This window comes from Streptomyces sp. BBFR51, from assembly GCF_044591655.1.
Lineage (GTDB): Bacteria > Actinomycetota > Actinomycetes > Streptomycetales > Streptomycetaceae > Streptomyces.
Map to the genome: position 1 here is coordinate 530,855 of NZ_CP172448.1, position 23,078 is coordinate 553,932.

The following is a 23,078-nucleotide window of genomic DNA, read 5'->3' on the forward strand; positions in this document are numbered from 1 at the left end:
GGTGGGTGCGGGTCAGTTCGTGTAGACCTCGGCGCGGTCGACGCTCACGAAGGACGCCCCGGACTGGGAGTTGTGCTCCCCCGTGACCCGGATCCGCAGGGTGTGGCCGCCGTTCGCGAGCCGTGGGCTGACGTACTGCACCGCCTCACCGACGCGGATCGAGTTGTGGAAGTCCACCCGCTGCTCGGCACCGCCGTCGACGCTGATGGCGGCATAGCCGTTGCCGGTGTCCTTGACGGAGAGCAGGGCGATCCTGGTGCCCGTGAAGGAGAAGGTGGCCGTGGCGCCCGCCCGGTCGCTCCAGTGGTCGTCGCTCCAGAAGCACTGCGTGGCGCAGCCCGTGCCGGAGTTCCAGTCGCCGGTGTAGGTGACACCGCCGGGACCGCTGGAGCGCCCGTCGTCGTTGATCCAGTAGTTGCCGGAACCGGGGTCGCCGGAGGGCAGGTTCTGGGTGGCGCCCATCGCGAGGGGGCGTCCGAAGTCGGGGCTGCCGTCGGCCCGCCAGGTGAACTTCTGCGCCCTGGTGGTGCGGTTGCTGTAGGTGTTCACCGACGTGGTCTTGGCGTGGTAGACGATCCAGTCCTCGGTGCCGTCCGGCGACTGGAAGAAGGCGTGGTGGCCGGGGCCGAAGACGCCCCGGTCGTCGGCCCGGGAGAAGACCGCGCCCTGGTGCTGCTGCCAGTTCCCCGGCACCAGCGGGTCGGCGTTCTGCGGCATCGACATCATCCAGACCTGGTAGTCCGGCTTGCCGGTGTCGCAGGTGGAGTACGTCATCCACACCCGTCCGTTGCGGTACAGGAACTCCGGCCCCTCCCGCACCTCGGGGCATCCGCCGGCCGCGTTGATGGCGACCGCGTTGCCGGAGACGGTGTACGGGTTGGACATCGGCGCGATGTTGATCCCGTTGTGCTGGTACTGGTTGATGCCGCTGTAGGCGAGGTAGAGGCGGCCGCCGAGCTGGAGGATGCCGGCGTCGATGGCGAAGTCGTCTCCGTGGTTGGGCGGGGCGAGCTTGGCCTTGAAGTGGTACGGCCCGGCCGGGTCGTCGCGGTCCGACTCGAGGACGTACAGCCGGTGGTGGTCGTCGACGCCGTCGTCGGCCGTGTAGTACAGGTACCAGCGGTCGCCGAAGCGGTAGAACTCCGGGGCCCAGATGTTGCGGTTGCGGGACGGGTCGGTGTCCGTCCACACCGTGACCGGGTCCGCGGTCGCCAGGGTGCCCAGGGACGGGGAGCGCCACATCTTGATGCTGCCGCCCTGGGTGGTGGTGAGGTAGTAGTTGCCCTTCCAGTGCGTCATGAAGGGGTCTGGCCCGCTGTTGAGCGGGTTGCGGAACGTGCCGGCCGCCGCGGCCCCGGCACGGGGTTCGGACGCGGACGGCGCCGCGGCGGCCGGTGCGGTGAACGCGGGCAGCAGGCCCACGACGAGCCCGAGAAGGGCGGCGAGGAGCAGGCCGAGGTGCGCCCGGGGACGGTGTGAGGGGCTGGGAGGCACGGAGGGTCCTTTCCGCAGCATCTTTTACATCGATGTAATGGCGGGGCGTCAGGTTAGGGAGGCTCCGGCGGGCTGTCAACAAGGCCAGAAATGGTATTCCATTTGCCGCAGACCCCTTGACGGTGCGGTTTGGCGAAAACTACGTTCTGTGCACCGGAAAGCCGCTTCCGCTTTGTGGAATCATCCAACCCCCGCACCTGATCCCAGGAGTCCCGTATGACTGCCCTGGAAGACCCCCGCTCGTCCGCGCAGGCCGGCGACGCCGCCACCAGCTCCGGCCTCTACACGTACGACCTGGCCCCGACGAAGCGGGAGGGACGCCGCTGGGGCGCCTACAACGTCTTCACCCTCTGGGCCAACGACGTGCACAGCCTGGGCAATTACGCGTTCGCCATCGGACTGTTCGCCCTCGGCCTGAACGTGTGGGGCATCCTCGCCGCCTTCGCGCTCGCCTCGGTCCTGCTCTTCCTGCTGCTGACCCTGTCCGGATTCATGGGGCACAAGACGGGCGTCCCGTTCCCGGTCATGAGCCGCATCGCGTTCGGCATCAGGGGAGCGAAGATTCCGGCCGGCGTCCGCGGCGCCGTGGCCATCGCCTGGTTTGGTATCCAGACCTATCTGGCGTCCGCCGTACTGAGTGCCCTCCTGGTGGCCATGTTCCCCGGCCTGGCCCGGCTGGACACGAACTCCCTGCTCGGGCAGTCGACGCTCGGCTGGATCACCTTCCTGGTGCTGTGGGCCCTCCAGGTACTCATCGTCAGCTACGGAATGCAGATGATCCGCCGGTACATGGCGTTCGCGGCGCCCACCACCCTGCTCACGATGTGCGCGCTCGCGGTGTGGATGTTCGTCCGGGCGGACGGCTCGGTCTCCGTGTCGATCGACGAGCCGCTCACCGGCGGCGCGATGTGGCTCCAGGTGTTGCAGGCGGCCGCCCTGTGGGTGGTGATCTACGGGACCTTCGTACTGAACTTCTGCGACTTCACCCGCTCCGCGCGCAGCCGCGGCTCCATCGTCCGCGGGAACGTGATCGGCATCCCGGTGAACATGCTCTTCTTCGCCGGCATCGTGGCGGTCCTCAGCGGCGCCCAGTTCACCCTCGACGGGCAGGTCATCACCAGCCCGACGGACATCGTCAGGACCATCCCCAACATGTTCCTGCTGGCCGTCGCCTCACTGTGTCTGATCGCCCTCACGGTGGCGGTGAACCTGCTGGCCAACTTCGTCGCGCCGATCTACGCCCTGGTCGACCTGTTCCCGCACCGGCTCGACTTCCGCCGTGCCGGTCTGGTGAGCGCGGTCCTGGGCCTGGTGATCACGCCCTGGAACCTCTACAACAGCCCGGTCGTCGTCAACTACTTCCTCGGCGGGCTCGGTGCGCTGCTGGGACCCCTGTTCGGCGTGATCATGGCGGACTACTGGCTGCTGCGGAGGTCACGGGTGAACGTGCCGGCGCTCTACACCGAGGACGCGGGCTCGGAGTACCACTACCGGCGCGGCTACAACCCGCGGGCCGTGGCCGCCTTCGTCCCGAGCGCCGCGCTCGCCGTCGTGGTCGCCCTGGTCCCCTACTTCCACGCCGCGGCCGGGTTCTCCTGGTTCGTCGGCGCGATCATCGCCGCCGCGCTGTACGCGCTGATCGCCGACCGTGCCTCGCCGCTGCGCGACGTGGACGGCGAGTCCATCGCCGTCGCCGCGGAGTAGCTCCACCGCCGTCGCGGAACACCCCGGCTCCGCCGCCGTCGCGGAACACCCCCACCCGAGCGGAAGGCCCACGCCCACCCATGCGCATCCTCGTGGTCAACGTCAACACCACGCAGTCCATCACCGACGCGATCGGCAAGCAGGCGGCCGGCGCCGCCCTGCCGGACACCGAGATCGTCCCGCTGACACCGGCCTTCGGCGCGGAGTCCGTGGAGGGCAACTACGAGAGCTACCTCGCCGCGGTCGCCGTCATGGAGACCGTCCGTGCCCACCCGGAGCCCTTCGACGCGGTGATCCAGGCCGGATACGGCGAACACGGCAGGGAGGGACTCCAGGAACTGCTCGACGTGCCCGTCGTCGACATCACCGAGGCGGCGGCCAGCACCGCGCAGTTCCTGGGCCGCCGCTACTGCGTCGTCACCACCCTCGACCGTACGGTCCCCCTCATCGAGGAGCGGCTGGAGGTGGCCGGGCTCAGCGCCAGGTGCGCCTCGGTGCGGGCCAGCGGGCTCGCCGTACTCGAGCTGGAGCGGGACGAGCAGGCCGCCGTGGACGCCATCACCGAGCAGGCCGCCCGCGCGGTCGAGGACGACCGGGCCGAGGTGATCTGCCTGGGCTGCGGAGGCATGGCGGGGCTCGCCGAACGCGTCGTGGAGCGCACCGGCGTGCCCGTGGTCGACGGGGTCGCCGCCGCGGTGACTGTCGCGGAGTCCCTGGTCCGGCTGGGCCTGTCCACGTCCAAGGTGCGCACCTACGCCCGTCCGCGCCCCAAGCGGATCGTCAACTGGCCTCCCCGCACCGGCTGATCCCTGCGCGCGCCTCCCGCACCGCGGCCCGCCGCAGGCCGCGGGGTATTCTGACGGGCCGCCCGACCACCGCTGTGCACGGCGCGGTCGGCGTGACTCGGAACGGGACGACGACGAAGGACGGCGATGGCTGCGTCAGAGGGCTTCACGCCCGAGTCCGAGCGGGTCACGCGGCGGTTGCGGGACGACATCATCGACGGGGTGCGGGGCCCGGGCAGCCGACTGGTCGAACGGGAGCTGGCAGAGTCCCTCGGGGTGAGCCGGCTCCCCGTCCGGGAGGCCCTCAGGACGCTGGTGTCCGAGGGTCTGGTGACGCCGAGACCACGGACCTGGGCGGTCGTGCGGGAGTTCACCACGAGCGACATCGCCGACCTGGACGAGGTCCGTTCGGGCCTGGAGACCCTGGGGTTCCGGCTCGCCGCCCAACGGCACACGCGGGAGGGCCTCGACCGGCTCCGCGCGACGGTGGACGCCGAACTCGAGGCGGCCCGCGCGGACGACCCGGTACGCGCCCGCCGGGCGGCCGCAGACTTCCACCAGACGGTCATCTCGCTGGCCGCCAACGAGCTGCTCAACGAACTCGAGCGGGTCCTGCGCAGCCGGCTGCGCTGGCTCATGGGCCAGCACGACGACCTGCTGGCCGTCGCCCTCGAACACGACGCCCTCTACCAGGCCATCGCGGCCCGCGACGTGGACCGCGTCCAGACGCTGGTCCTCCATCACCTGGCGACGAGCCGCAGCGCGGCCCTGGGCCACCATGCGAGGGAGCGCTCCTAGCGGGGCCGCTCCAGGTGACTCCTGGACGTACGTCGCGCTGCTCGGTGCGGTGACGGTGGCGATCGCGATGGTGCTCTGAGGGACCGCGGTCCCCGCCCGGAAGGCACCGCGCCGGGCCCGGGCGCCGTCAGGCGAGCACGGCTTCCCAGGTGTCGACCGCGAAGTGCACCGTCATGCCGTTGCGGCCGTACAGCCGCGGGGCGCCCGTCGCGTTCGCGGTGTCGACACCGAGGCCCACCGTGTCCCGGCCCCGGGCGGCGAACTGCGCGAAGGCGTGGCGCAGGAGGAACCCGCCCAGGCCCCGGCCGCGGGCCTCGCGCACCACGCCGATGCCGCGGATCCAGCCCATGGCCTCGCGGTCGTCCCGGGCCAGCAGGAACGCGGCGTCCCCCAGGTCGTCGGTGGCGGCGATCCACACCAGGGACCAGTCGAGACCCGCGGCGTCGATGTCGTCCAGCCACAGCCGGTACTCGCGCGGCTGGAAGTCGAAGTGCCGCGCGAACGACCGCTGGTACAGCTCGTGCACGCGGACGCGGTCCGCCTCGGTGGTGCAGGCCCGCACCCGGACACCGGCCGGGGCCCGGGGCGGGAGGTCGGCCGCCGGGTCCACCGCGCGGTGCAGTACGTGGTGGCACCGGACGATCTTCCAGCCGCGCTCCTCGAGGAGTGCGGTGTCGGTCGTGGGCCGGGTGTTGAGGTGCAGGTGGACCACGGCGCGCTCCGCGCCGTTCGCCCGTGCCTTGGCCAGGGCGCGGGTCTCCATGGCCGCCAGCACGCGCAGACCGGTCCGCTGGTGGTCGGGCAGCACGTAGTGGTCGATGTCGACGCGCTCCCCGCCGGACTCGTCCCACAGCAGCCCGTAGGCCACCAGCCGGCCGTCGTCGAAGGCGAGCCACGAGTCCCGCGTCAGGTCGGTCTGCTGATGCTTCAGGTCGGCTTCGACGGTGTGCTGGTCGGTCTCGGGCCTGCCGATCTCGATCCGGTCTATCTCGTTGAGGAGTCCGGTGATGGCGGGGGCGTCGGCGAGTGTGGCCGGCCGCAGGTCGGCGGGAGACATGAGGAAAGGGTCGGGGGCGGCGGCGGGTGCCCGCAACGGGTTTTCCGCCGGGCGCCGGCGGGGCCGGACCCGGTCGGCGGCTCCGGAGGGGGCGACCGGGGGACGTAGGACGGCGAACAGGGGGCATACGGATGATGACCCGAGCCCCTCTCCCCCGCCGACCCACGGGAGTCCCCCTGTGACGCCGAGCCTGCGCACCGCCCGCGCGTGCCGTGCCGCCGCCGCGCTCCTTGTCGTTGCCGCCGGATACGCGGCCACCCACCATCCCTGGCTCGCCGCGCCCGGCCTGTACGCCGCCGCGGTGTTCGCCTGGTGTGCCGCCCGTGAGAGCGCGTTGCACCGGCGAAGTCTCGTACGGGCACAGCGCGCCGAGCGCCTGGCCCGCCCCCGGCTGCGGCAGCCGCTCGGGACCGGTCTCGAGCCGTGCTGCGCGTTCTGGCGGCACTCCGACGGCGCCGTGCACGGCCCGGAGTGCACCCGCCCCGCCGCCGCCCGCGTCCTCCTGGGCGACGACTGCTGCGAGCGGTGGTGGACGTCCCTCGGCACACGGCACGACGCGGACTGCCGTCGCCGCTCCGGCACCCCGGACCAGGATCGCGCGCACCCGGCCCAGCAGTAGGACGCGGGGCGGCGTGCTTCACCTCGCCGTCCACGTGCCGGACACGACCGGCCCCTCCCGCGCCCGGTCCCGGTAGGGTGGGTGGTGCAGCTGGTTCGCCCCGTCCGCCAGGCGGGACGCGTCGCAAGAGGGAACCCGGTGGGAATCCGGGACTGCCCCGCAGCGGTGAGTGGGAACGACCGCCGTCATACGCACTGGGTCCGGCGACAAGGACCTGGGAAGCGACGGCCAGTAGGCGTCCTGGACGACAGGGACGGGCCCGCGAGTCCGAAGACCTGCCAACTGCCCGTGCGCGAGCCACTCGTGCGCGGACATCCCGGTGACCTCGAGGGCGGGTCGGCGAACACACCAGGCGGACGACGCGCCGTGCCACGCGCGTTTCCACCGCCCGGTCCGCCACCCTTCGCTGCCTCGTCCCGTCCCCGGGATCTCAGGGATTCGTCTCGCGAAGGAGATCTCCGTGACCCGTACGTCCGCCGCCGCACACGCCACCGTGTACGGCTACCCGCGCCAGGGCCCGAACCGGGAGCTGAAGAAGGCGATCGAGGGCTACTGGAGGGGTCGCGTCGACGCCGACGCCCTCCACTCCACCGCCGGGGAGTTGCGCCGCGCCACCTGGCGGCAGTTGGCCGCAGCCGGCCTCGACGAAGTGCCCACCGGTGACTTCTCGTACTACGACCACGTGCTGGACACCACCGTCATGGTCGGCGCCGTCCCCGAACGCCACCGGGCCGCGGTGGCCGCCGACGCGCTCGACGGGTACTTCGCCATGGCCCGGGGCACGCAGGACGTCGCGCCGCTGGAGATGACCAAGTGGTTCGACACCAACTACCACTACCTGGTGCCCGAGTTGGGCCCGGACACGCGGTTCGCGGCGGACTCGGGCAAGCAGGTCGCGGAGCTGCGCGAGGCCCTCGCCCTCGGACTGACGGCGCGCCCCGTCCTGGTCGGGCCCGTCACCTACCTGCTGCTGGCCAAGCCAGCGCCCGGCGTCCCCGCCGGCTTCGAACCCCTCACGCTCCTCGACCGCCTGCTGCCCGTCTACGCGGAGGTCCTCGCCGACCTGCGCGCGGCCGGCGCAGAGTGGGTGCAGCTCGACGAGCCCGCCCTGGTCCAGGACCGCACCCCGGCCGAGCTGAACGCCGTCGCGCGGGCCTACCGAGAGCTGGGCGCCCGCACCGACCGGCCGAAGCTGCTCGTCGCCTCCTACTTCGGCCACCTGGGCGAGGCCCTGCCCGTGCTGGCCAAGGCGCCGGTCGAGGGCCTGGCGCTGGACTTCACCGAGGCCGGTGCGGCCACCCTGGAAGGTCTCGCCGCGGTCGGCGGACTGCCCGGAAAGCGGCTGGTCGCCGGGGTGGTCGACGGCCGCAACATCTGGGTGAACGACCTGTCCCGGTCGCTGAGCACACTCGGCACCCTGCTCGGCCTGGCCGACCGCGTCGACGTGTCCGCCTCCTGCTCCCTCCTGCACGTCCCCCTCGACACGGCCGCGGAGCGGGACGTCGAGCCGCAGATCCTGCGCTGGCTCGCCTTCGCCCGGCAGAAGCTCGCGGAGACCGTGACCCTCGCCCGGGGCCTGGCCCGGGGCACCGGTGCCGTCACGGCCGAACTCGCCGCGAACCGCGCCGACCTCGCCTCCCGAGCCAGCTCCCCCATCACCCGGGACCCGGCCGTCCGCGCCCGCGCCGCCGCCGTCACGGAGGCCGACGACCGCCGCTCCCAGACGTACGCCGAGCGCTCCCCGGCCCAGCGCGCCCACCTGCGGCTGCCACCGCTGCCGACGACCACGATCGGCTCCTTCCCGCAGACCGGTGAACTGCGCACCGCCCGCGCCGACCTGCGGGCGGGCCGCATCGGCACGGAGGGCTACGAGGAGCGGATCAGGGCGGAGATCCGGGAGGTCGTCGCCTTCCAGGAGAAGACCGGCCTGGACGTCCTGGTGCACGGCGAGCCCGAACGGGGCGACATGGTCCAGTACTTCGCCGAGCGGCTGACCGGCTACCTGGCGACCCAGCACGGCTGGGTGCAGTCCTACGGGACCCGCTACGTACGGCCGCCGGTCCTGGCCGGAGACATCTCCCGCCCCGAACCGATGACGACGCGCTGGACGGCGTACGCCCAGTCCCTCACCGACCGGCCGGTCAAGGGGATGCTCACCGGCCCCGTCACCATGCTCGCCTGGTCCTTCGTCCGCGACGACCAGCCCCTCGCGGACACCGCGCGCCAGATGGCCCTCGCCCTGCGGGACGAGGTGAACGACCTGGAGGCGGCGGGCACTTCGGTCGTCCAGGTCGACGAGCCCGCGCTGCGCGAGACCCTGCCGCTGCGCGCGGCGGACCGGGCCGCCTACCTGGCCTGGGCCACCGAGGCGTTCCGGCTCACCACCGGCGGCGTGCGGCCGGACACCCAGATCCACACCCACATGTGCTACGCGGAGTTCGGTGACATCGTGCGGGCCATCGACGACCTCGACGCGGACGTCATCAGTCTGGAGGCCGCCCGCTCGCACATGCAGGTGGCGCGCGAACTGGCCGCCTCCGGCTACCCGCGCGAGGCCGGACCCGGCGTGTACGACATCCACTCGCCGCGCGTGCCGAGCGCCGGGGAGGCGGCCGAGCTGTTGCGCACCGGTCTGCGGGCGATCCCCGCGGAGCGGCTGTGGGTCAACCCGGACTGCGGTCTGAAGACCCGCGGCTGGCCCGAGATCCGCGCCTCGCTGGAGAACCTGGTCGCCGCCGCGCACACGGTCCGCGGTGAGCTGTCCGGTTCCTGAGCGGGGACGGGCGAGCCGGGCCGGGGCACCTCACGTGTCCCGGCCCGGCTCTGCTCGGCTGGGCTGGGCTGGGCTGGGCTTCGTCAGTCCGCCGTCCCGGTCGGGGTCAGGGTCAGGACCTGCTCGCCGGGGCCGCGTGAACCGCCGACGGGGTCGCCGGTGGTGTCGGTCCAGGAGCGGACGGGGGTGGTCTCGACGCGCCGGTGGGGGTTGCCCCAGACGCCGATCACCAGGCCGCTGTAACGGTTGACCAGACGGTACGTACCGGTGGCGGTGCCGTCGGCGGAGGCGCCCGGGATGACGAACCACTGCTGTCCGACGGAGGGACCGTCGCTGCCGGAGGCGGTGACGGTGGGCCTGGTGCCCCAGGCGCGGGCGGTGGTGGTGGAGGAGTCGACGCCGAGCAGCCGGCCGGACTCGGCGTTGGCGATGCGGTAGGAGCCGTCGCCGTTGGCGGTGAAGACCCACTCCGCGCGTTCCGTTCCGGTGGGCCTGCGCGTCGAGGTCGTGGCGGAACCGTGGCGCGAGGCCTGGGCGAGTGCCCGGCCGTCCGCACCGCTGATGCGGTAGGTCTTGTCCTCGTCGACCGGAGCGGCGGGTTCGGACGTGCCGATCGAGAGGTCGACGTATTCGCTCGACTTTCCGTCCGAGCAGCCGAAGGAGCAGTAGGAGCGGAACGACCTGCCCACGATGCCGGAACCGGTCCCGTTGACGCCGTCGAGGAACCAGCGGTACCAGGAGGCGTTGGTGTGGTCGCCGGTGTCACCGATCGGGAACCACTTCTGGGTGGCGAGGTCGTCGGTGGCGTAGAACTGCTGCGGGGCGTCGCCGCTCTGGTCGACCGACTGGGGCTCGCCGATGTACAGGCCCAGGTATGCGTTGTACGTGATGTCCATGACGAACAGGGGCGAGGTCGGCGGCATCTCACCGGCCGCCACCTGCTCGCTCACCGTGCCGGGGGTGGCCGGGTCGTACTCGTCCCGCACGGGGGTGTAGCCGGTCTCGCCGGCGGCGCCGACCGGCACCATGTTGCTCTCGCGGCCGCCGACGCCGGGTTCGGACCAGGCGCCGTCGTACCACTTCTGCCAGGAACCGGGGGCCATCTTCGCGGACATCGGGGCGCGGGCCACGTGCGCGTGGAAGGCCTTCCAGGTGCCGCCCTTCTCCACGATCCGGGAACCGTAGTAGACGTAGAAGTAGCCGGAGGCGGTGTCCACGAACAGGCGCGGGTCGCCGTCGCCGTAGTGGAAGGTCTGCTCCCCGAACGCCTCGGTGTCGCCGCGTTCGGTGCTGTACGGCGAGGTGATGACGTGGTCCTTGATCGTCCACGTGCTGCCCTGGTCGCGGGAGACCGCGTAGTCGATCCCGTCGTAGTGCAGGCCGTCGCCGAAGGGCTGCGGGGTGAACTCGTTGTGCACCAGGCCGTACCAGTCGCCGGTGTCGGGGTCGACCCATACGCCGGCCAGGTCGCAGTAGTTCTTCTGCGCGTAGCGCGATCCGGCGGGCGGGAAGGTGGACTCCTTGCCGGTCGGGCTGTTGTTGCACCGCCAGGTGGTGTCGTCGTTGCGGTCCCTGGGCTCGTCGGGGTCGGCCGCGTCGCTGATCGCGGAGCGTTCGGCGGTGTCGAAGTCGGTGCCGGTGTAGAAGCTCCACGCGCGGCTGTCGTCCGCGCCGTACAGGGCGTGGGCCTGCTGGTAGTAGAAGGTGCCGTCCTTGTCGATGTAGGTGGCGGCCGGTGTGTCGTCCGGCCGGGTCCAGGGGCCCTTCGAACCGACCGTGACGGTGTAGGTGGCGTCGGCACCGCCGTCGGCGGCCGACGCGGGCGGCGCGCCCAGCGGGCCGCCGCCCGCGAGGGCGAGTGCCGTGGCGACGGCCGCGAGGGCGAGTCTGCTTCGGGGAGCGGTCAACCGTGACACAGGTACTCCTCAACTCGTGTTGCTACCAGTGGGGTGGTGCGCGGAGGTGCGGGCTGCGGGCTGCGGGCTGCGGGCTGCGGGCTGCGGGCTGCGGGCTGCGGGCTGCGGGCTGCGGGCTGGGGACTGTGGTCCGGTCAGTCGAACGTCTCGATGTACTCCTCCGCCGGGCCGAGTTCGGGCCGGTCCCGGAGGGCGAGGTGGTCGCCGAACCGTTCGAGTTCGAGGACGGTGAGCGTGTTGGCGCCGGGGCGGAGGAAGGGCCCGGGCAGGTAGAGGGTGGTCTGCGGGCCGACCTCCCAGTAGCGGCCGAGCAGCGCGTCGTTGACCCAGACGAAGCCCTTGGCGAAGCCGGGCAGGGCGAGGAAGGTGTCGGCGGGTTCGGAGACGTCCAGGCGTGCGGTGGCGAAGCCCGCCGTGCCGCCCGGGGCGGCGGCCGACGCGGCGCGGGCGAGGTCGGGCGGCGCCCACTCGTCCAGCGGGAGCCGGTGCATGGTCCAGCCGTGCACGAACCGCCGCTCCACGCGTACGCCGCCGAGGATGCCCTTGCCCTGGCCCAGCAGCGGCCCGTAGTTGATCCGCCCCTGGTTCTCCACCAGCAGCTCCAGCCGGACGCGCGTTCCCGTGCCGGTCAGGGTGAACGAGGACGTCTCCCGGTCGAGTACGGCGACGGGCAGGCCGTCGGCGAACACCTGGGCACGGTCGTGCAGGCCGGTCACGGTCACCTCCTGCGCGCCGCGGGGCAGCAGCGGCCGGGCCGCGTAGAGCACCAGGCCCGCGGACTGCCCGAGTTCCTCGAAGCCGAGCGGTACGGGGGCGTGCACCGGTTCGGCGGTGGCGCGCAGCGCGTCCAGCAGGGCCGCCCGCCGGGTCACCGGCAGCGTCCTGGGCGGCAGGAGGGGCGGATCGGCGGGCAGGGGCCGCAGCGGCACGCTCGCGTCCGCTGCGGCGGTGAGCTTCTCCCGCAGCACGTGGAACTTCGGTGTGAGCGCGCCGTGTTCGGCCACCGGGGCGTCCGAGTCGTAGCTGGTGACGGTCGGCCGGTAGGTGTCGCCGTCGTGGTTGGCACCGGCCCACAGACCGAAGTTGGTGCCGCCGTGCGCCATGTAGAGGCTCAGCGAACCGCCCGCGTCCAGGAGATCTCCCACGTCCTGGGCGGCGCTGTCCGGCGACCGTACGTGGTGCTTCTCGCCCCAGTGGTCGAACCAGCCGTTCCAGAACTCCGCGCAGAGGAAGGGCTCTTCGGGCCGGCGCGCGCGCAGGAGCGCGGCTGCGTCGGCCGGCCGGGAGCCGAAGGTCGCGGCGGCCAGGTGTCCGGGCAGGGTGCCGCCGTCGAGCATCAGCGGGGTGGGTCCGTCGGCGGTGTAGAGGAGTTCGGTGATGCCGCGGTCGACCAGGGCGTCCCGCACCCACTGGACGTAGGCGCGGTCGTCGCCGTAACTGCCGTACTCGTTCTCGATCTGCACGGCCACGACCGGACCTCCGCGCACGGCCTGGAGTGCGGCCACCCGCGGGACGAGTTCGTCGAACCAGCGTCCGACCGCGTCCAGGTACGGCTGATGGCTGGTGCGCGGCCGCATGCCGGGGGTGCCGGTGAGCCAGGCCGGCAGTCCGCCGTTGTCCCATTCGGCGCAGATGTAGGGGCCGGGCCGCACCATCACGTCGAGGCCGGTCCGCTGGGCCAGCCGGGCGAAGCGCGCCAGGTCCCGCCAGCCGTCGAAGCGGACCGCTCCGGGGCGCCGCTCGTGGAAGTTCCACGGCACGTAGGTGTCCACGGTGTTGAGCCCGAGGGCCGCCAGCCGCTCCAGGCGGTCGGCCCACTGCTCGGGGTGGACGCGGAAGTAGTGCAGCGACCCGGACAGGACGCGGTGCGGCCGGCCGGCCCGCAGGAACCTGCCGTGGGCGTGGGTCAGGGTGGCCGTGGGGGCCGCGGTGCCCGTGGCGGGCGGGGTGCTGGGGAGGGTCACTCGACGGCTCCGGTGGTCGTGCCCGTCCCGGCCCCGGTTGTTATCGATCTCTCGGCGGAGGCCGGTGCTGTTCGGGTCGACTATGGCAGACGATGTTATCGATGCCAATGGCTTGCACACAGGCGTCCGGAGTCCCCCGGAGACAGCGGACGACGGCCGATGTCAGCGATATCATCGCCGGGAGCCCGCCGAGAGGGCATCGGGGAAGGAACGCATGACGAAGCAGGGCGGCGGCGGGCAGCGCCCGCCGGGGATGACGGACGTGGCCCGGGCCGCCGGGGTGTCGGCGCAGACGGTGTCGCGGGTGCTCTCCGGGCATCCGCACGTGCGGGAACGGACGCGTGCCGACGTCCTGGCCGCCGTGGCCCGGCTCGGCTACCGCCGCAACAACGCGGCCCGCATGCTCTCCTCCGGACGCAGCCGCACCATCGGCGTGGTGACCCTGCGGACCACCTTCTACTCGCGTGCCGCGGTCACCTCCGGCATCGAACGGGCCGCCCACGCCGCCGGGTACGCGGTGAGCACCGCGACCACCGCCTCGCTGGACACCTTCGCCATCGAGACCGCCCTGTCCCGGCTCACCGACCAGGGCGTCGAGGGCGTCATCCTGTCGGTGCCGCTGATCAGCGGCAGTGCCCGCCTCGAAGAGCTCACCCGTGCCACGCCGACCCTCACCATCGACGGTTCCCGCACCGACGCCACCGAGGTCGTGGCCGTGGACCAGTCTCTGGCGGCCCGCCTGGCCACCCGGCATCTGCTGGACCTGGGCCACGAGACGGTCTGGCACCTCGCGGGCCCCGAGGAGTGGCTGGAGGCCGCCAGCCGACGGGTGGGGTGGCGTACGACGCTCGAGGCGGCGGGGCGCACGGTGCCGCCTCCCCTGGAGGGCGACTGGTCGCCCGCCTCGGGGTACCGGGCGGGACTGGTCCTCGGCCGGATCCCGGACGTGACCGCGGTGTTCGTGGCGAGCGACGAGATGGCGTTCGGTGTCCTGCGGGCCCTGCGGGAGCTGGGCCGGCGCGTCCCCGAGGACGTCTCCGTGGTCGGCGTCGACGACATCGAGCTGGCCGAGTACTGCGCACCGCCCCTGACCACCGTCGCCCAGCCCTTCGCGCAGATGGGCGAACTCGCCGTCGCCCACCTGCTGCGCTACATCGCCGCCCCGGAGACGGTGCCCGAACCGGAGTCGGTGGAGCCGCGCCTCGTCGTCCGCGCCAGCACGGCCGCGCCGGCGGGGACGGCGGCCCTCACGGACTGAGCGGCCCCTCCCCCAGCGCCGTGCGCAGGGCCAGCGGGGTGGCGGCCGCCCAGGCCTGCGGCGAGCAGGAGTGGGGGTAGGGGACCGGGGCGGCGGTCGCCGTGCGGTCGTAGCCGGCGAGGACCTCGGGCAGCCGGTGCCCGTGGTGGGCCGCCGCCGCGACGAGCCCCTCGGCGACGGTGCGCACCTCGGCGGCGAGGCCCTGGCGGGCCAGACCCAGGACGATGACCGCGTTGTCGTGCGGCCAGGCGCTGCCCCGGTGGTACGACAGCGGGTGGTAGGGCCGTTGGCCTGCCGCGAGGGTCCGGATCGCCCAGCCGGAGAAGAAGTCCGGCTCCAGCAGCCGTCGGCCCACCCGGTGGGCGCGCTCCGCATCGAGGATGCCCGACCACAGCAGGTGCCCGGCGTCCGAGGCCAGCGCGTCGACCTGGCGGCCGGCGCCGTCCAGGGCGAGGGCGGGGAAGTCCGCCCCCGCCATCCAGAAGTCCGCCGTGAAGCGGTCCCGCAGCCGGGCGGCCTCCTCGCGGAGCCGGCGCGCGTAGGGCGCGTCTCCCCAGATGCCGTCGGCGAGTTCGGCCGTGCGCAGCAGCGCGTCGTAGGCGTAGCCCTGCGCCTCGCCGACCGCGACGGGCCCCTCGGCCTGGGTTCCGTCGGCGAAGCAGACGGCGCCCGCGGAGTCCTTCCAGTTCTGGTTGACGAGGCCGCCGGGGTCGGGGCTGTACACGAGGTACCCGTGCCTCTCCAGGCCGCCGTCGGTGAGCATCCAGTCGACGGCCCGCCTGGCGTGCTCCTCCAGGCGTTCGGCCAGGGTCCGGTCGCCGGTCGTCTCGTGGTGGGCGTGGAGCAGGACGAGGAAGAGCGGGGTGGCGTCGACGGCGCCGTAGTACCGGCCGTACGGGACCTGCCGGAAGTGGGCGAGTTCGCCGTGCCGGGTCTCGTGGACGATGCGGCCGGGCTGCTCGCCGCTGAAGGGGTCGTGCCGCCGTCCCTGGGTGGCGGCGAGCGCGCTGAGGACGGCGGCGGCCGTCGCGGGCCGGTACGGCAGCAGGAAGTAGGCGGTCAGCAGTGAGTCGCGGCCGAACAGGGTGAGGAACCACGGGATGCCGGCGGCGGGAACGCGCACGTCCTCGCCGTCGACGCCGGGGACCGGGATGCTCAGCAGGTCGAGGTCGGCGAGACCGCGCTCGCAGGTGCGCGTCAGGTCGTCCGTCGCGGATGCGTGCCGTCGCGGACGCGGTGCGGCGGTGGGAGCGGCGGGCAGGGGGCGTCCGTGCGGGTGGGCGCGGACGGTCAGGTGCAGGTCGGCCCGGCCGTGTGCGTCCAGGGGCAGGTGCCAGGTCAGGGTCCGGGCGGTGGCTCCCGGTTCCGTCGCCGCGGGGGCCGCCGTGTCCGGGGCGGGGTGACAGGTGAGTTCCGTCCGGGCGTGCCAGTCGGCTCGCCGGTAGCGGAACAGCAGCCCGTCGTCGGTGTCGTGGGTCGCGTGCTCCGCGCCGGGCTTGGCGTAGTGGCGGTCGTCGGCGCGGAGTTCGAAGAGGTCGGCGAAGTCGGCGTCGACGGTGAGCTCGAGGCGGGCGGTCACGGGTTCGGGCCGGTTGCCGACCAGGCTCAGGTGTTCGGTGAAGGTGCCCGCCGTGACGCTCTGCCGCCGGAAGACGGTGTACGCGGGCGGGTTGTCGCGGGTGCCCTCGGGGGTCAGCACGCAGGCGGCCGTGTCGTCGTCCTCCGCCGTGGCGGGCACCAGCGCGGTGGGGGCGGTGCCGTCGACGGTCAGGCGCCAGCGGCTGAGGTGCCGGGCGTCCTGGAAGAACAGCCCGTCGGGCGCCGCTCCGCGGATGCCGCTGATCTCGCCGTCGGTGCCGAGGCGCGCGAAGGTGGCGTCGCGGACCAGTTGGACGCCGGGGTCGGCCGCGGTCATGGCAGGGGCTCCGTCGAGTCGTGGTCCACCTGGGCGTGGTCCGTGCGGTGGTGGTCCGTGCGGTCGTGCGCCGCGGTGTCGGCGCTCAGCAGGTCCAGGGTCAGGGCGGCGGTCCAGGAGAAGTGCCGGGTGCCGCAGGCCGCGCCGGTGGCGGGATCGACGTACTCGGCGAATCCGGAGCGTCCGGCCTCCGCGAGGAAGCCGGTGCGCAGGCGTGCGGCGTCCTGTCCGAGGCCGTGGGTGCGCAGTCCTCGCTCGATCAGCCAGGCGGTGTTGAACCAGGCGGGACCGCGCCAGTACCGGGTGGGGTGGAAGGCGTGTCCGGTCAGGTCGTAGCTGGGGACGAGCCGGGTCGCCGGTGCGCTGAAGTGCGGTCCGGCGAGCGTGGTGTGCAGGCGCCGGACGACGTTCTGCGGCAGGTGCGGGACCAGGAGCGGGATCAGTCCGCTGACGGTCCGTTCGTCGACCGGTGTGCCGGTGTGCAGGTCGCGCGCGCGGAACAGGCCGGACTCCTCGTCCCAGAGCCGGTCCACCAGCGCCCGGGTCAGCTCGGCGGCCCGCTCGGTGTGCCGCCGTGCGGGCCTGCCCAGTTCGCGTGCCATGGCGGCCAGGGCCAGCTCGCTCACGATCAGCAGCGCGTTGAAGGCGGGGTCCTCCACGGCGAACCGGTGGCGTACGAGGCGGTCGTCGTAGCCGGCTTCCCGGTACTCGGTGGCCAGCCGGACGTACCGGCCGTAGTCGAGGTCGGTGGGCCGGTCGGCGGGAAGGCCGTGGTCGAGGTCGGCGCGCCGGAAGGTGTCGGGCGGGATGGGCTCGACGCGCTTCAGGGCCCGGTCCCAGCCGGGGCTGTTGTCCATGCCGGGCTCCCAGGGGTGGACGACGGCCGCGAGGCCGCCGCCGCCGAGGTCACGGCGGTCCAGGAGGTAGTCGTGCCAGGCGGCGAGCCGCGGCTGGACGCGGGCGAGGAAGCCTCGGCGCCGTGACTCGGCGGGGTCGGCCCGGTGGACGAGCCAGGCGGCCAGGGCGTGCACGGGCGGCTGGACGATGCCGGAGGTCTCGGCGCAGGACGGCGCGCCCGCGGCCCGGCCCGCCGTGGAGGACTGCCAGAAGTCGGGGCTCGGGAAGTAGGCGTCGTGGGGCAGGGCGGGGTTGAAGACGATGTGGGGCACGCGTCCGTCGGCCCACTGCGCGGCCAGCAGGGACTCCAGTTCCCGCTGGGCGCGGCGCACCGAGAGGTGGCGCAGTCCGATGGCGACGAAGGCGGAGTCCCAGCTCCACTGGTGGGGGTAGAGGGTGCGGGAGGGGACGGTGGAGGCGCCGGTCCAGTTGTCGATGAGGACCCGCGCCGCACCGCGCCGCAGGGTCAGGTCCGCGGGCGCGGTGGGCGCGGGCCGGTCCAGGAGGTCCAGGGGGCTGTTCACGCGCCCGACCTCTTGAGGAAGGCGGGGACGGAGCGCACGGCCTGGACGGGGTCGCCGGTCAGCCGGCATTCGAGGGCGAGGTGGCCGTCGTAGCCGATGGTGTGCAGGGCGCCGAGCCAGGCGGGCCAGTCGAGGTGTCCGGCGCCGGGCTGGAAGCGGTTGGAGTCGGAGACCTGGGCGTGGCCGATGACGTCGGCGTGGGCGAGGATCGCGGCGGCGGGATCGGTCTCCTCGATGTTCATGTGGTAGCTGTCGATGCCGATGCGGACCGAGTCGAGGCCGACGGCGCGGATCAGGTCGGCGGCCTGGTCGAGCCGGTTGACCATGTGGTCCTCGTAGCGGTTGAGCGGCTCCAGGAAGAGCGTGACGCCCTCCTCGCGGGCGTGCTCGCCGAGTTCGGTGAGCCCGGCGAGGAGCACCTCGCGGTCCTCCTCCTCGGAGCGCGGCGGTTCGAAGGGCGGCAGGCGGCGGGAGAACATGCCGTACGAGGCGGGGGTCTGCGCGCCCACGCCGCCGATCTCGGCGACGACGGTGAGCTGGGACTTCATCTGGGCGACGGCGTCGCGGCGCAGGTCCTCGTCGAAGGCGCCGAGGAAGTGCAGCATGTCGACGCAGACGGTCGGCATGACGACGCCGTCCTTGCGGGCCTGCTTCAGTTCGTCGCGGCGGGCGGCGAAGTGGAGGTCGCCCTTGCCGCGCAGTTCGATCGCGTCGTAGCCGGCCTGCTGGGCGAAGTCCCACTTGGCCTGGAGGGTGTCCCCGGGCAGGAGCTGTTCCTGGACGGCGGTCTTGAGCATGGGGGGGCCTTTCGGAAAATCCGGTCTCAGAATTCCAGGACGACCTGCAGCGCCTCGGCGGGCCGCTCGTCCAGCAGTACGTAGGCGTCGGCCGCGTCGGCGACGGGGACGACGTGGCTCACCAGGGAGTCGATGTCCACCTGGCCCTCGGCGACCAGGCGCAGGAAGGTCTGCTGGAGGCGTTCGACACTCCAGCGGTTCGACAGCTGGGGCGGGACGCCGCCGATCTGGGAGCAGATCAGCTGGACCCGGTTGTGGTGGAACTCGTCGCCCAGGCGCAGTCCGATGCCGTCGCCCTGGTAGAAGCCGGAGGCGACCACGCGGCCGCCGGCGGCCACCGAGCGCAGCGCCTCGTGCAGGGCCGGGTAGGCGCCGCTGATCTCGATGGCGAGGTCGGCGCCGAGACCGCCGGTGGCCTCGCGGACGCGTTCGGCGACGGCGTCGGTGCGGGCGTTGAGGGTGTGCCGGGCGCCGTACAGCTTCGCCGTCTCCAGGCGGCCGTCGAGGGCGTCCACGGCGGTGACGCGGGCGCCGCTGAGCCGGGCGAGCCGGGTGGTGAGCAGGCCGATGACGCCCTGCCCGAACACGGCGACGTCCTCGCCGAGGTGGATGTCGCCGGCCAGGACGGCGTTGTACGCGATGGCGCCGACCCGGGCGAACGCCCCGGCCAGGGGTTCCAGGCCGGCCGGCAGGGTGTGTCCGACCATGCGCTCGGCGGGGACGATGCCCTCGCTGCGGTGGCCCCAGATGCCCCACACCAGGTCGCCGGGGGCCGGCAGGCCCGGGGTGCCGGTCAGTTCCGGGGAGACCTCGACGACCTCGCCGACCTCGGAGTAGCCCCAGCCCGCCACCGGGTACTCGATGCCGGGCGCGCCGTCGCGGAAGAGCCGCGCCTCGGGGTCCCAGGTCCGGGTCAGGTACGGGTTGGTGCCGCGGTAGGCGGTGAGTTCGGTGCCGGCCGAGATACCCGAGTAGCGGGTGCGGACCCGCAGGTGGCCGGGCGGCAGTTCGGCCCTGACGTGCTCGGCCACCTCCACCTGACGGGGGCCGGTGAACTGGACGACGCGCTCCACGGATGACACGGCTGGCACGGATGACACGAAGGGCTCCGGAAGGGTTGCTGATGCAGTTGCGTCGACAATATCCGCAACTTATGTCTTGTCAACCAGCAAAAGTAGTGCTGTGATGCGTGGCGAGCAGACGTAAGCCGGAACGAGGACACTCAATGCGCATCAGGACCCTGCGGTCGAGGACGACCGCGGTCGGCGTCACGGCAGCCTTGGCAATCGGGTTGCTCTCGGGCTGCGCGGGCAGCACCGGGCCCGGCAAACCCGACCGGGAGATCACGGTCTGGTCTCAAGAGAACCTGCCAGACCGCGTCGCCGCGACGCAGAAGGTCATCGACGGGTTCGAGAAGAAGAGCGGCGTCAAGGTGAAGCTCGTCGGGGTCGACGAGAAGCAGATGCCGCAGCTCATCATGTCGGCGGCGGCCTCGGGCACGCTGCCCGACGTCATCGGCGCCGCCCCCATGGGCCAGGTCTGGCAGATGTACACCAACGGCCTGCTGAACACCGACATCCCGAAACGGATCGTCGACGGGCTGGGACGCGACACCTTCAACGCCAACGCGCTGGAGCTGACGTCCGACGGCGGCACCAGTCTCGGGGTGCCCTCCGACGCCTGGCTGCAACTGCTGGTGTACCGCAAGGACCAGTTCGGGCAGCAGGGCCTGCCGGCTCCCGACACGTACACGAAGGCGCTGGCCGCCGCCAAGGCGCTCACCACCAAGGGCCACGACGGCATCTCGGCGGCCACCGATCCCAGCGACGCCTTCACGTCCCAGAGCTTCGAGAGCATCGCCCTGGCCAACGACTGCCAACTGGTCGACGACCGGCACGAGGTCGCCCTCGAGTCCCCGCGGTGCGAGGAAGCCTTCCGCACCTACGACCAGCTGGCCCGCGCCTACGGCGCACCCGGCACCCAGACCGTGGACTCCACCCGCGCCACCTACTTCGCCGGGCGGTCCTCCATGGTCATCTGGTCCTCGTTCCTGCTCGACGAGCTCGCGGGCCTGCGGGGGGACGCACTGCCCAGCTGCCCCCAGTGCGCGAAGGACCCCCAGTACCTGTCGGACAACAGCGGCATCGTCACCGCCATGAAGGGCCCCGACGCCAAGGAGGCGGCCCAGTTCGGCGAGATCACGTCCTGGGTGACCACCAAGACGGCCGAGACGGCGGCCTCCCGCGAGTTCATCGAGTACATGATGGGCACCGGCTACGAGTCCTGGTTCGGCATGGCCCCCGAGGGCAAGATCCCGGTCCGCAAGGGGACGGCCGCCGACCCCGAGCGCTACCTGGACGCCTGGCGGCACAGCGACATCGGCGTGGACACCCGCAAGCCCCTGGACGAGGTCTTCCCCAAGACCCTGCTGGACCAGCTCGCCGACGGCGTCAGCAACATGCGCCGCTGGGGCATCACCCAGGGCGAGGGAGCCCTGGTCGGCGCCACCAACGGCGAACTGCCCGTGCCGAAGGCCATCGGCGCCATGACCAGCGGTCAGAGCTCGCCGTCCGAGGCGGCACGCGACGCCGACGACGAGGTCTCCGCCCTCAAGAAATCCCTGCAGTAGCCGACCGCCGCCTGCACATCACGAAGGTCTCTCATGCCCACAGCCCCAGCCGGCGCACCGCAGCGCCGGGACACCAGCCGCCGGTCCACGGACCCTTCCACGGACCGGTCCGCCGCGGCGGGCCGCCGCCCGCTGACCGCCAGCCGGCGCGCCAACCGCGCGGGACTCGCGTTCGTCTCCCCCACCTTCCTCGTCGTCCTCGTGGTGGTCGTGCTGCCCATCGCGTGGACCGTGCTGCTGGCCTTCCAGAAGGCCAAGCTCGTCGACATCCAGGGCATGGGCCTGTTCGGCAACTGGTCCCTGGACAACTTCTCGCAGGTCTTCGACTCGGCCGGCTTCTGGTCCAGCCTCGGCACCACCCTGCTGTACACGGCCGGCGCCACGCTCGGCTCCGTCGTCCTCGGCCTGGTCGCCGCGCTCGCCCTGCGCAAGCCGTTCAAGGGCCGCGGGCTGCTGCGCGCGGCAATGCTGCTGCCGTACGTCGCGCCCGTCGTCGCGGTGGCCTTCGTCTGGGAGGTCGCGCTCAGCCCGCAGTACGGCGTGGTCAACGACTGGGGCCGGCGGCTGTTCGGCTGGGACGACCCGATCGCCTTCCTGTCGACGCGAGAGTACGAAGTCAACCTGCTGGGGCTGCACTTCGACATTCCGCTGGCGCTGCTGACCGTCATCGTCTTCGAATGCTGGCGCTACTTCCCCTTCGCCTTCCTCTTCATCCTGGCGCGGCTGCAGGCGGTGCCCGACACCCTGGAGGAGGCCGCGCTGGTCGACGGCGCCACGCCGACCCAGCGCTTCCGGCACGTGCTGCTCCCCCAGTTGATGCCGGTGATCGCGCTGTTGTGCGTGCTGCGCTTCATCATGACGTTCAACAAGTTCGACGACGTCTACCTGCTCACCGGCGGCGGTGCGGGCACCGACGTGGCGGCCGTGCGGGTCTACGACTTCCTCACCGCCCGCTACGACGTGGGAGCGGCGGCGGCCCAGGCGCTCGTCCTGGCCCTCTCGCTGATGATCCTGCTGGGCTTCTACTTCAAGTTCTTCGGCAACAAGGTCCAGGAGGAAGCGTGACCGGCAAGACGGCCCTGACCCGGGCCCGGTTCGAGGAGAAATTCTTCGGTGTCGCGCGCTGGTTCGTCATCGCGTTCCTCGCCGTGATCACCCTGCTGCCCTTCTACTACATGGTGCTGCTGTCGCTGAAGCCCATCGACGCACTGCTGCTCGACCCCGGCTCCCTGTGGATCTCGGCCAAGGACTTCACCCTGTCCACCTACCGGGACGTGCTGCGCTCCACCGACGACGGCGGCCAGGGCTTCCTGAAGTTCCTCCTCAACTCCGCGCTGGTGTCCCTCGGCACGGTGGTGCTGACCCTCGTGGCGGCCGTGCCCGGCGCCTACGCGGTGAGCCGGCTGAAGTTCTTCGGCCACCGCCAGGTCAGCGCGCTGTTCCTGGCCGTCTACCTGTTCCCGGCGACGCTGCTGGCCGTCCCGCTCTTCGTCATCTTCGCGAGGGTCGGGCTCTCCTCCAGCCTGGTCGGCCTCGCCATCGTGTACGTCGCGCAGACCGTGCCGGTGTCGATCTACATGCTGAAGAACTACCTCGTCACCATCCCGGCCTCCATCGAGGAGGCGGCCGCGCTCGACGGGTGCTCCCGGCTGCAGACCGTCCGCAAGGTGATCCTGCCGCTGGCCCTGCCGTCCCTGATGGCGACCGGTCTGTACGTCTTCATGATCGCCTGGAACGAGTTCCTCTTCGCGCTGCTGTTCCTGGCCGCCGACCCCGGCGAGTGGACCGTCTCCCTGGGCCTGGCCCAGCTGTCCAACGGCATCGAGGTGCCCAAGACCGTCCTCATGGCCGGTTCCGTGGTGCTCACGATCCCCGTGGTACTTCTGTTCTTCGCCGCCGAACGCCTGCTCACCGAGGGGCTGACCAGTGGCGCCGACAAGAGTTGAGC

17 protein-coding genes and 1 riboswitch are annotated in these 23,078 nt (G+C 72.4%); of the genes, 9 read left to right on the plus strand and 8 right to left on the minus strand.

What is annotated here, in order from left to right:
- Positions 1-12: 12 nt before the first annotated feature.
- Positions 13-1,515: a family 43 glycosylhydrolase gene (locus ACGH7X_RS02435; protein ID WP_399881085.1), complete on the minus strand. Its 1,503-nt coding sequence runs from the start codon at positions 1,513-1,515 to the stop codon at positions 13-15.
- A 195-nt stretch (positions 1,516-1,710) separates the two neighbouring features.
- On the opposite strand from ACGH7X_RS02435, the gene ACGH7X_RS02440 reads away from it, so the two are divergent.
- The 3 genes from ACGH7X_RS02440 to ACGH7X_RS02450 all read left to right on the plus strand — a co-directional run bounded on the left by ACGH7X_RS02440 (position 1,711) and on the right by ACGH7X_RS02450 (position 4,781).
- A complete protein-coding gene (locus tag ACGH7X_RS02440; RefSeq protein ID WP_399881087.1) occupies positions 1,711-3,198 on the plus strand; it encodes an NCS1 family nucleobase:cation symporter-1 in 1,488 nt (495 codons plus the stop codon).
- A gap of 80 nt (positions 3,199-3,278) precedes the next feature.
- Positions 3,279-4,004: an aspartate/glutamate racemase family protein gene (locus ACGH7X_RS02445; RefSeq protein WP_399881089.1), complete on the plus strand. Its 726-nt coding sequence runs from the start codon at positions 3,279-3,281 to the stop codon at positions 4,002-4,004.
- Positions 4,005-4,130: 126 nt separating this feature from the next.
- Positions 4,131-4,781: a GntR family transcriptional regulator gene (locus ACGH7X_RS02450; RefSeq protein ID WP_399881091.1), complete on the plus strand. Its 651-nt coding sequence runs from the start codon at positions 4,131-4,133 to the stop codon at positions 4,779-4,781.
- Positions 4,782-4,908: 127 nt separating this feature from the next.
- On the opposite strand, the gene ACGH7X_RS02455 is transcribed toward ACGH7X_RS02450, so the two are convergent.
- A complete protein-coding gene (locus tag ACGH7X_RS02455; protein ID WP_399881093.1) occupies positions 4,909-5,838 on the minus strand; it encodes a GNAT family N-acetyltransferase in 930 nt (309 codons plus the stop codon).
- Positions 5,839-6,016: 178 nt separating this feature from the next.
- On the opposite strand from ACGH7X_RS02455, the gene ACGH7X_RS02460 reads away from it, so the two are divergent.
- Both ACGH7X_RS02460 and metE read left to right on the plus strand, forming a co-directional pair.
- Positions 6,017-6,457 (plus strand): hypothetical protein, encoded by a 441-nt coding sequence (locus tag ACGH7X_RS02460; RefSeq protein ID WP_399881095.1) that lies wholly within the window; start codon positions 6,017-6,019, stop codon positions 6,455-6,457.
- A gap of 74 nt (positions 6,458-6,531) precedes the next feature.
- Positions 6,532-6,755: riboswitch (cobalamin riboswitch) on the plus strand.
- 156 nt (positions 6,756-6,911) lie between these two features.
- Positions 6,912-9,230: a 5-methyltetrahydropteroyltriglutamate--homocysteine S-methyltransferase gene (metE, locus tag ACGH7X_RS02465; protein WP_399896722.1), complete on the plus strand. Its 2,319-nt coding sequence runs from the start codon at positions 6,912-6,914 to the stop codon at positions 9,228-9,230.
- Positions 9,231-9,313: 83 nt separating this feature from the next.
- Here metE and ACGH7X_RS02470 read toward each other — a convergent pair whose 3' ends face one another.
- Together ACGH7X_RS02470 and ACGH7X_RS02475 are read right to left on the minus strand one after the other, a co-directional pair.
- Positions 9,314-11,137, minus strand: a complete 1,824-nt coding sequence (locus ACGH7X_RS02470) for an RICIN domain-containing protein (RefSeq protein WP_399881097.1) — start codon at positions 11,135-11,137, stop codon at positions 9,314-9,316.
- A gap of 143 nt (positions 11,138-11,280) precedes the next feature.
- Positions 11,281-13,110 (minus strand): beta-galactosidase family protein, encoded by a 1,830-nt coding sequence (locus ACGH7X_RS02475; RefSeq protein ID WP_399881099.1) that lies wholly within the window; start codon positions 13,108-13,110, stop codon positions 11,281-11,283.
- Between the two features lie 214 nt (positions 13,111-13,324).
- Between ACGH7X_RS02475 and ACGH7X_RS02480 the strand changes: the two genes are divergently transcribed.
- Positions 13,325-14,368 carry a LacI family DNA-binding transcriptional regulator gene (locus tag ACGH7X_RS02480; protein ID WP_399881101.1) on the plus strand — a complete coding sequence of 348 codons (1,044 nt, stop codon included), beginning with the start codon at positions 13,325-13,327 and terminating at the stop codon, positions 14,366-14,368.
- Here the strand turns inward: ACGH7X_RS02480 and ACGH7X_RS02485 are convergent.
- The 4 genes from ACGH7X_RS02485 to ACGH7X_RS02500 are packed head-to-tail and all read right to left on the minus strand — an operon-like array spanning position 14,358 to position 19,574.
- Positions 14,358-16,283, minus strand: coding sequence for a glycogen debranching N-terminal domain-containing protein (locus ACGH7X_RS02485; RefSeq protein WP_399881103.1), 1,926 nt, complete (start codon positions 16,281-16,283; stop codon positions 14,358-14,360). The genes ACGH7X_RS02480 and ACGH7X_RS02485 overlap by 11 nt on opposite strands.
- A complete protein-coding gene (locus tag ACGH7X_RS02490; protein WP_399881105.1) occupies positions 16,280-17,704 on the minus strand; it encodes an amylo-alpha-1,6-glucosidase in 1,425 nt (474 codons plus the stop codon). Before ACGH7X_RS02490 ends, ACGH7X_RS02485 begins: the two co-directional genes overlap by 4 nt.
- Positions 17,701-18,501, minus strand: coding sequence for a sugar phosphate isomerase/epimerase family protein (locus ACGH7X_RS02495; protein ID WP_399881107.1), 801 nt, complete (start codon positions 18,499-18,501; stop codon positions 17,701-17,703). Before ACGH7X_RS02495 ends, ACGH7X_RS02490 begins: the two co-directional genes overlap by 4 nt.
- Before the next feature lie 26 nt (positions 18,502-18,527).
- The gene (locus tag ACGH7X_RS02500; protein ID WP_399896725.1) at positions 18,528-19,574 is read right to left on the minus strand and encodes a zinc-binding alcohol dehydrogenase; all 1,047 of its coding nucleotides are present in this window, start codon (positions 19,572-19,574) and stop codon (positions 18,528-18,530) included.
- Positions 19,575-19,726: 152 nt separating this feature from the next.
- On the opposite strand from ACGH7X_RS02500, the gene ACGH7X_RS02505 reads away from it, so the two are divergent.
- Genes ACGH7X_RS02505 through ACGH7X_RS02515 form a run of 3 tightly spaced genes read left to right on the plus strand, consistent with a single transcriptional unit; the run spans position 19,727 to position 23,076 of the window.
- Entirely contained in the window at positions 19,727-21,130 is a 1,404-nt protein-coding gene (locus tag ACGH7X_RS02505; protein WP_399881109.1) for an ABC transporter substrate-binding protein, read from the plus strand.
- Between the two features lie 33 nt (positions 21,131-21,163).
- The gene (locus ACGH7X_RS02510) at positions 21,164-22,195 is read left to right on the plus strand and encodes a carbohydrate ABC transporter permease (protein ID WP_399881111.1); all 1,032 of its coding nucleotides are present in this window, start codon (positions 21,164-21,166) and stop codon (positions 22,193-22,195) included.
- The gene (locus ACGH7X_RS02515) at positions 22,192-23,076 is read left to right on the plus strand and encodes a carbohydrate ABC transporter permease (protein ID WP_399881113.1); all 885 of its coding nucleotides are present in this window, start codon (positions 22,192-22,194) and stop codon (positions 23,074-23,076) included. The genes ACGH7X_RS02510 and ACGH7X_RS02515 overlap by 4 nt, the downstream gene beginning before the upstream one ends.
- Positions 23,077-23,078 lie beyond the last annotated feature (2 nt).

Bases quoted from the DNA above. Each gene is read 5' to 3' on its own strand.
- ACGH7X_RS02450 (WP_399881091.1), top strand. From the start codon at position 4,131: ATGGCTGCGTCAGAGGGCTTCACGCCCGAGTCCGAGCGGGTCACGCGG.
- ACGH7X_RS02505 (WP_399881109.1), top strand. From the start codon at position 19,727: ATGCGCATCAGGACCCTGCGGTCGAGGACGACCGCGGTCGGCGTCACG.
- ACGH7X_RS02485 (WP_399881103.1), bottom strand. From the start codon at position 16,283: ATGACCGCGGCCGACCCCGGCGTCCAACTGGTCCGCGACGCCACCTTC.
- ACGH7X_RS02510 (WP_399881111.1), top strand. From the start codon at position 21,164: ATGCCCACAGCCCCAGCCGGCGCACCGCAGCGCCGGGACACCAGCCGC.
- ACGH7X_RS02440 (WP_399881087.1), top strand. From the start codon at position 1,711: ATGACTGCCCTGGAAGACCCCCGCTCGTCCGCGCAGGCCGGCGACGCC.
- ACGH7X_RS02445 (WP_399881089.1), top strand. From the start codon at position 3,279: ATGCGCATCCTCGTGGTCAACGTCAACACCACGCAGTCCATCACCGAC.
- ACGH7X_RS02495 (WP_399881107.1), bottom strand. From the start codon at position 18,501: ATGCTCAAGACCGCCGTCCAGGAACAGCTCCTGCCCGGGGACACCCTC.
- ACGH7X_RS02480 (WP_399881101.1), top strand. From the start codon at position 13,325: ATGACGAAGCAGGGCGGCGGCGGGCAGCGCCCGCCGGGGATGACGGAC.
- ACGH7X_RS02455 (WP_399881093.1), bottom strand. From the start codon at position 5,838: ATGTCTCCCGCCGACCTGCGGCCGGCCACACTCGCCGACGCCCCCGCC.
- ACGH7X_RS02435 (WP_399881085.1), bottom strand. From the start codon at position 1,515: ATGCTGCGGAAAGGACCCTCCGTGCCTCCCAGCCCCTCACACCGTCCC.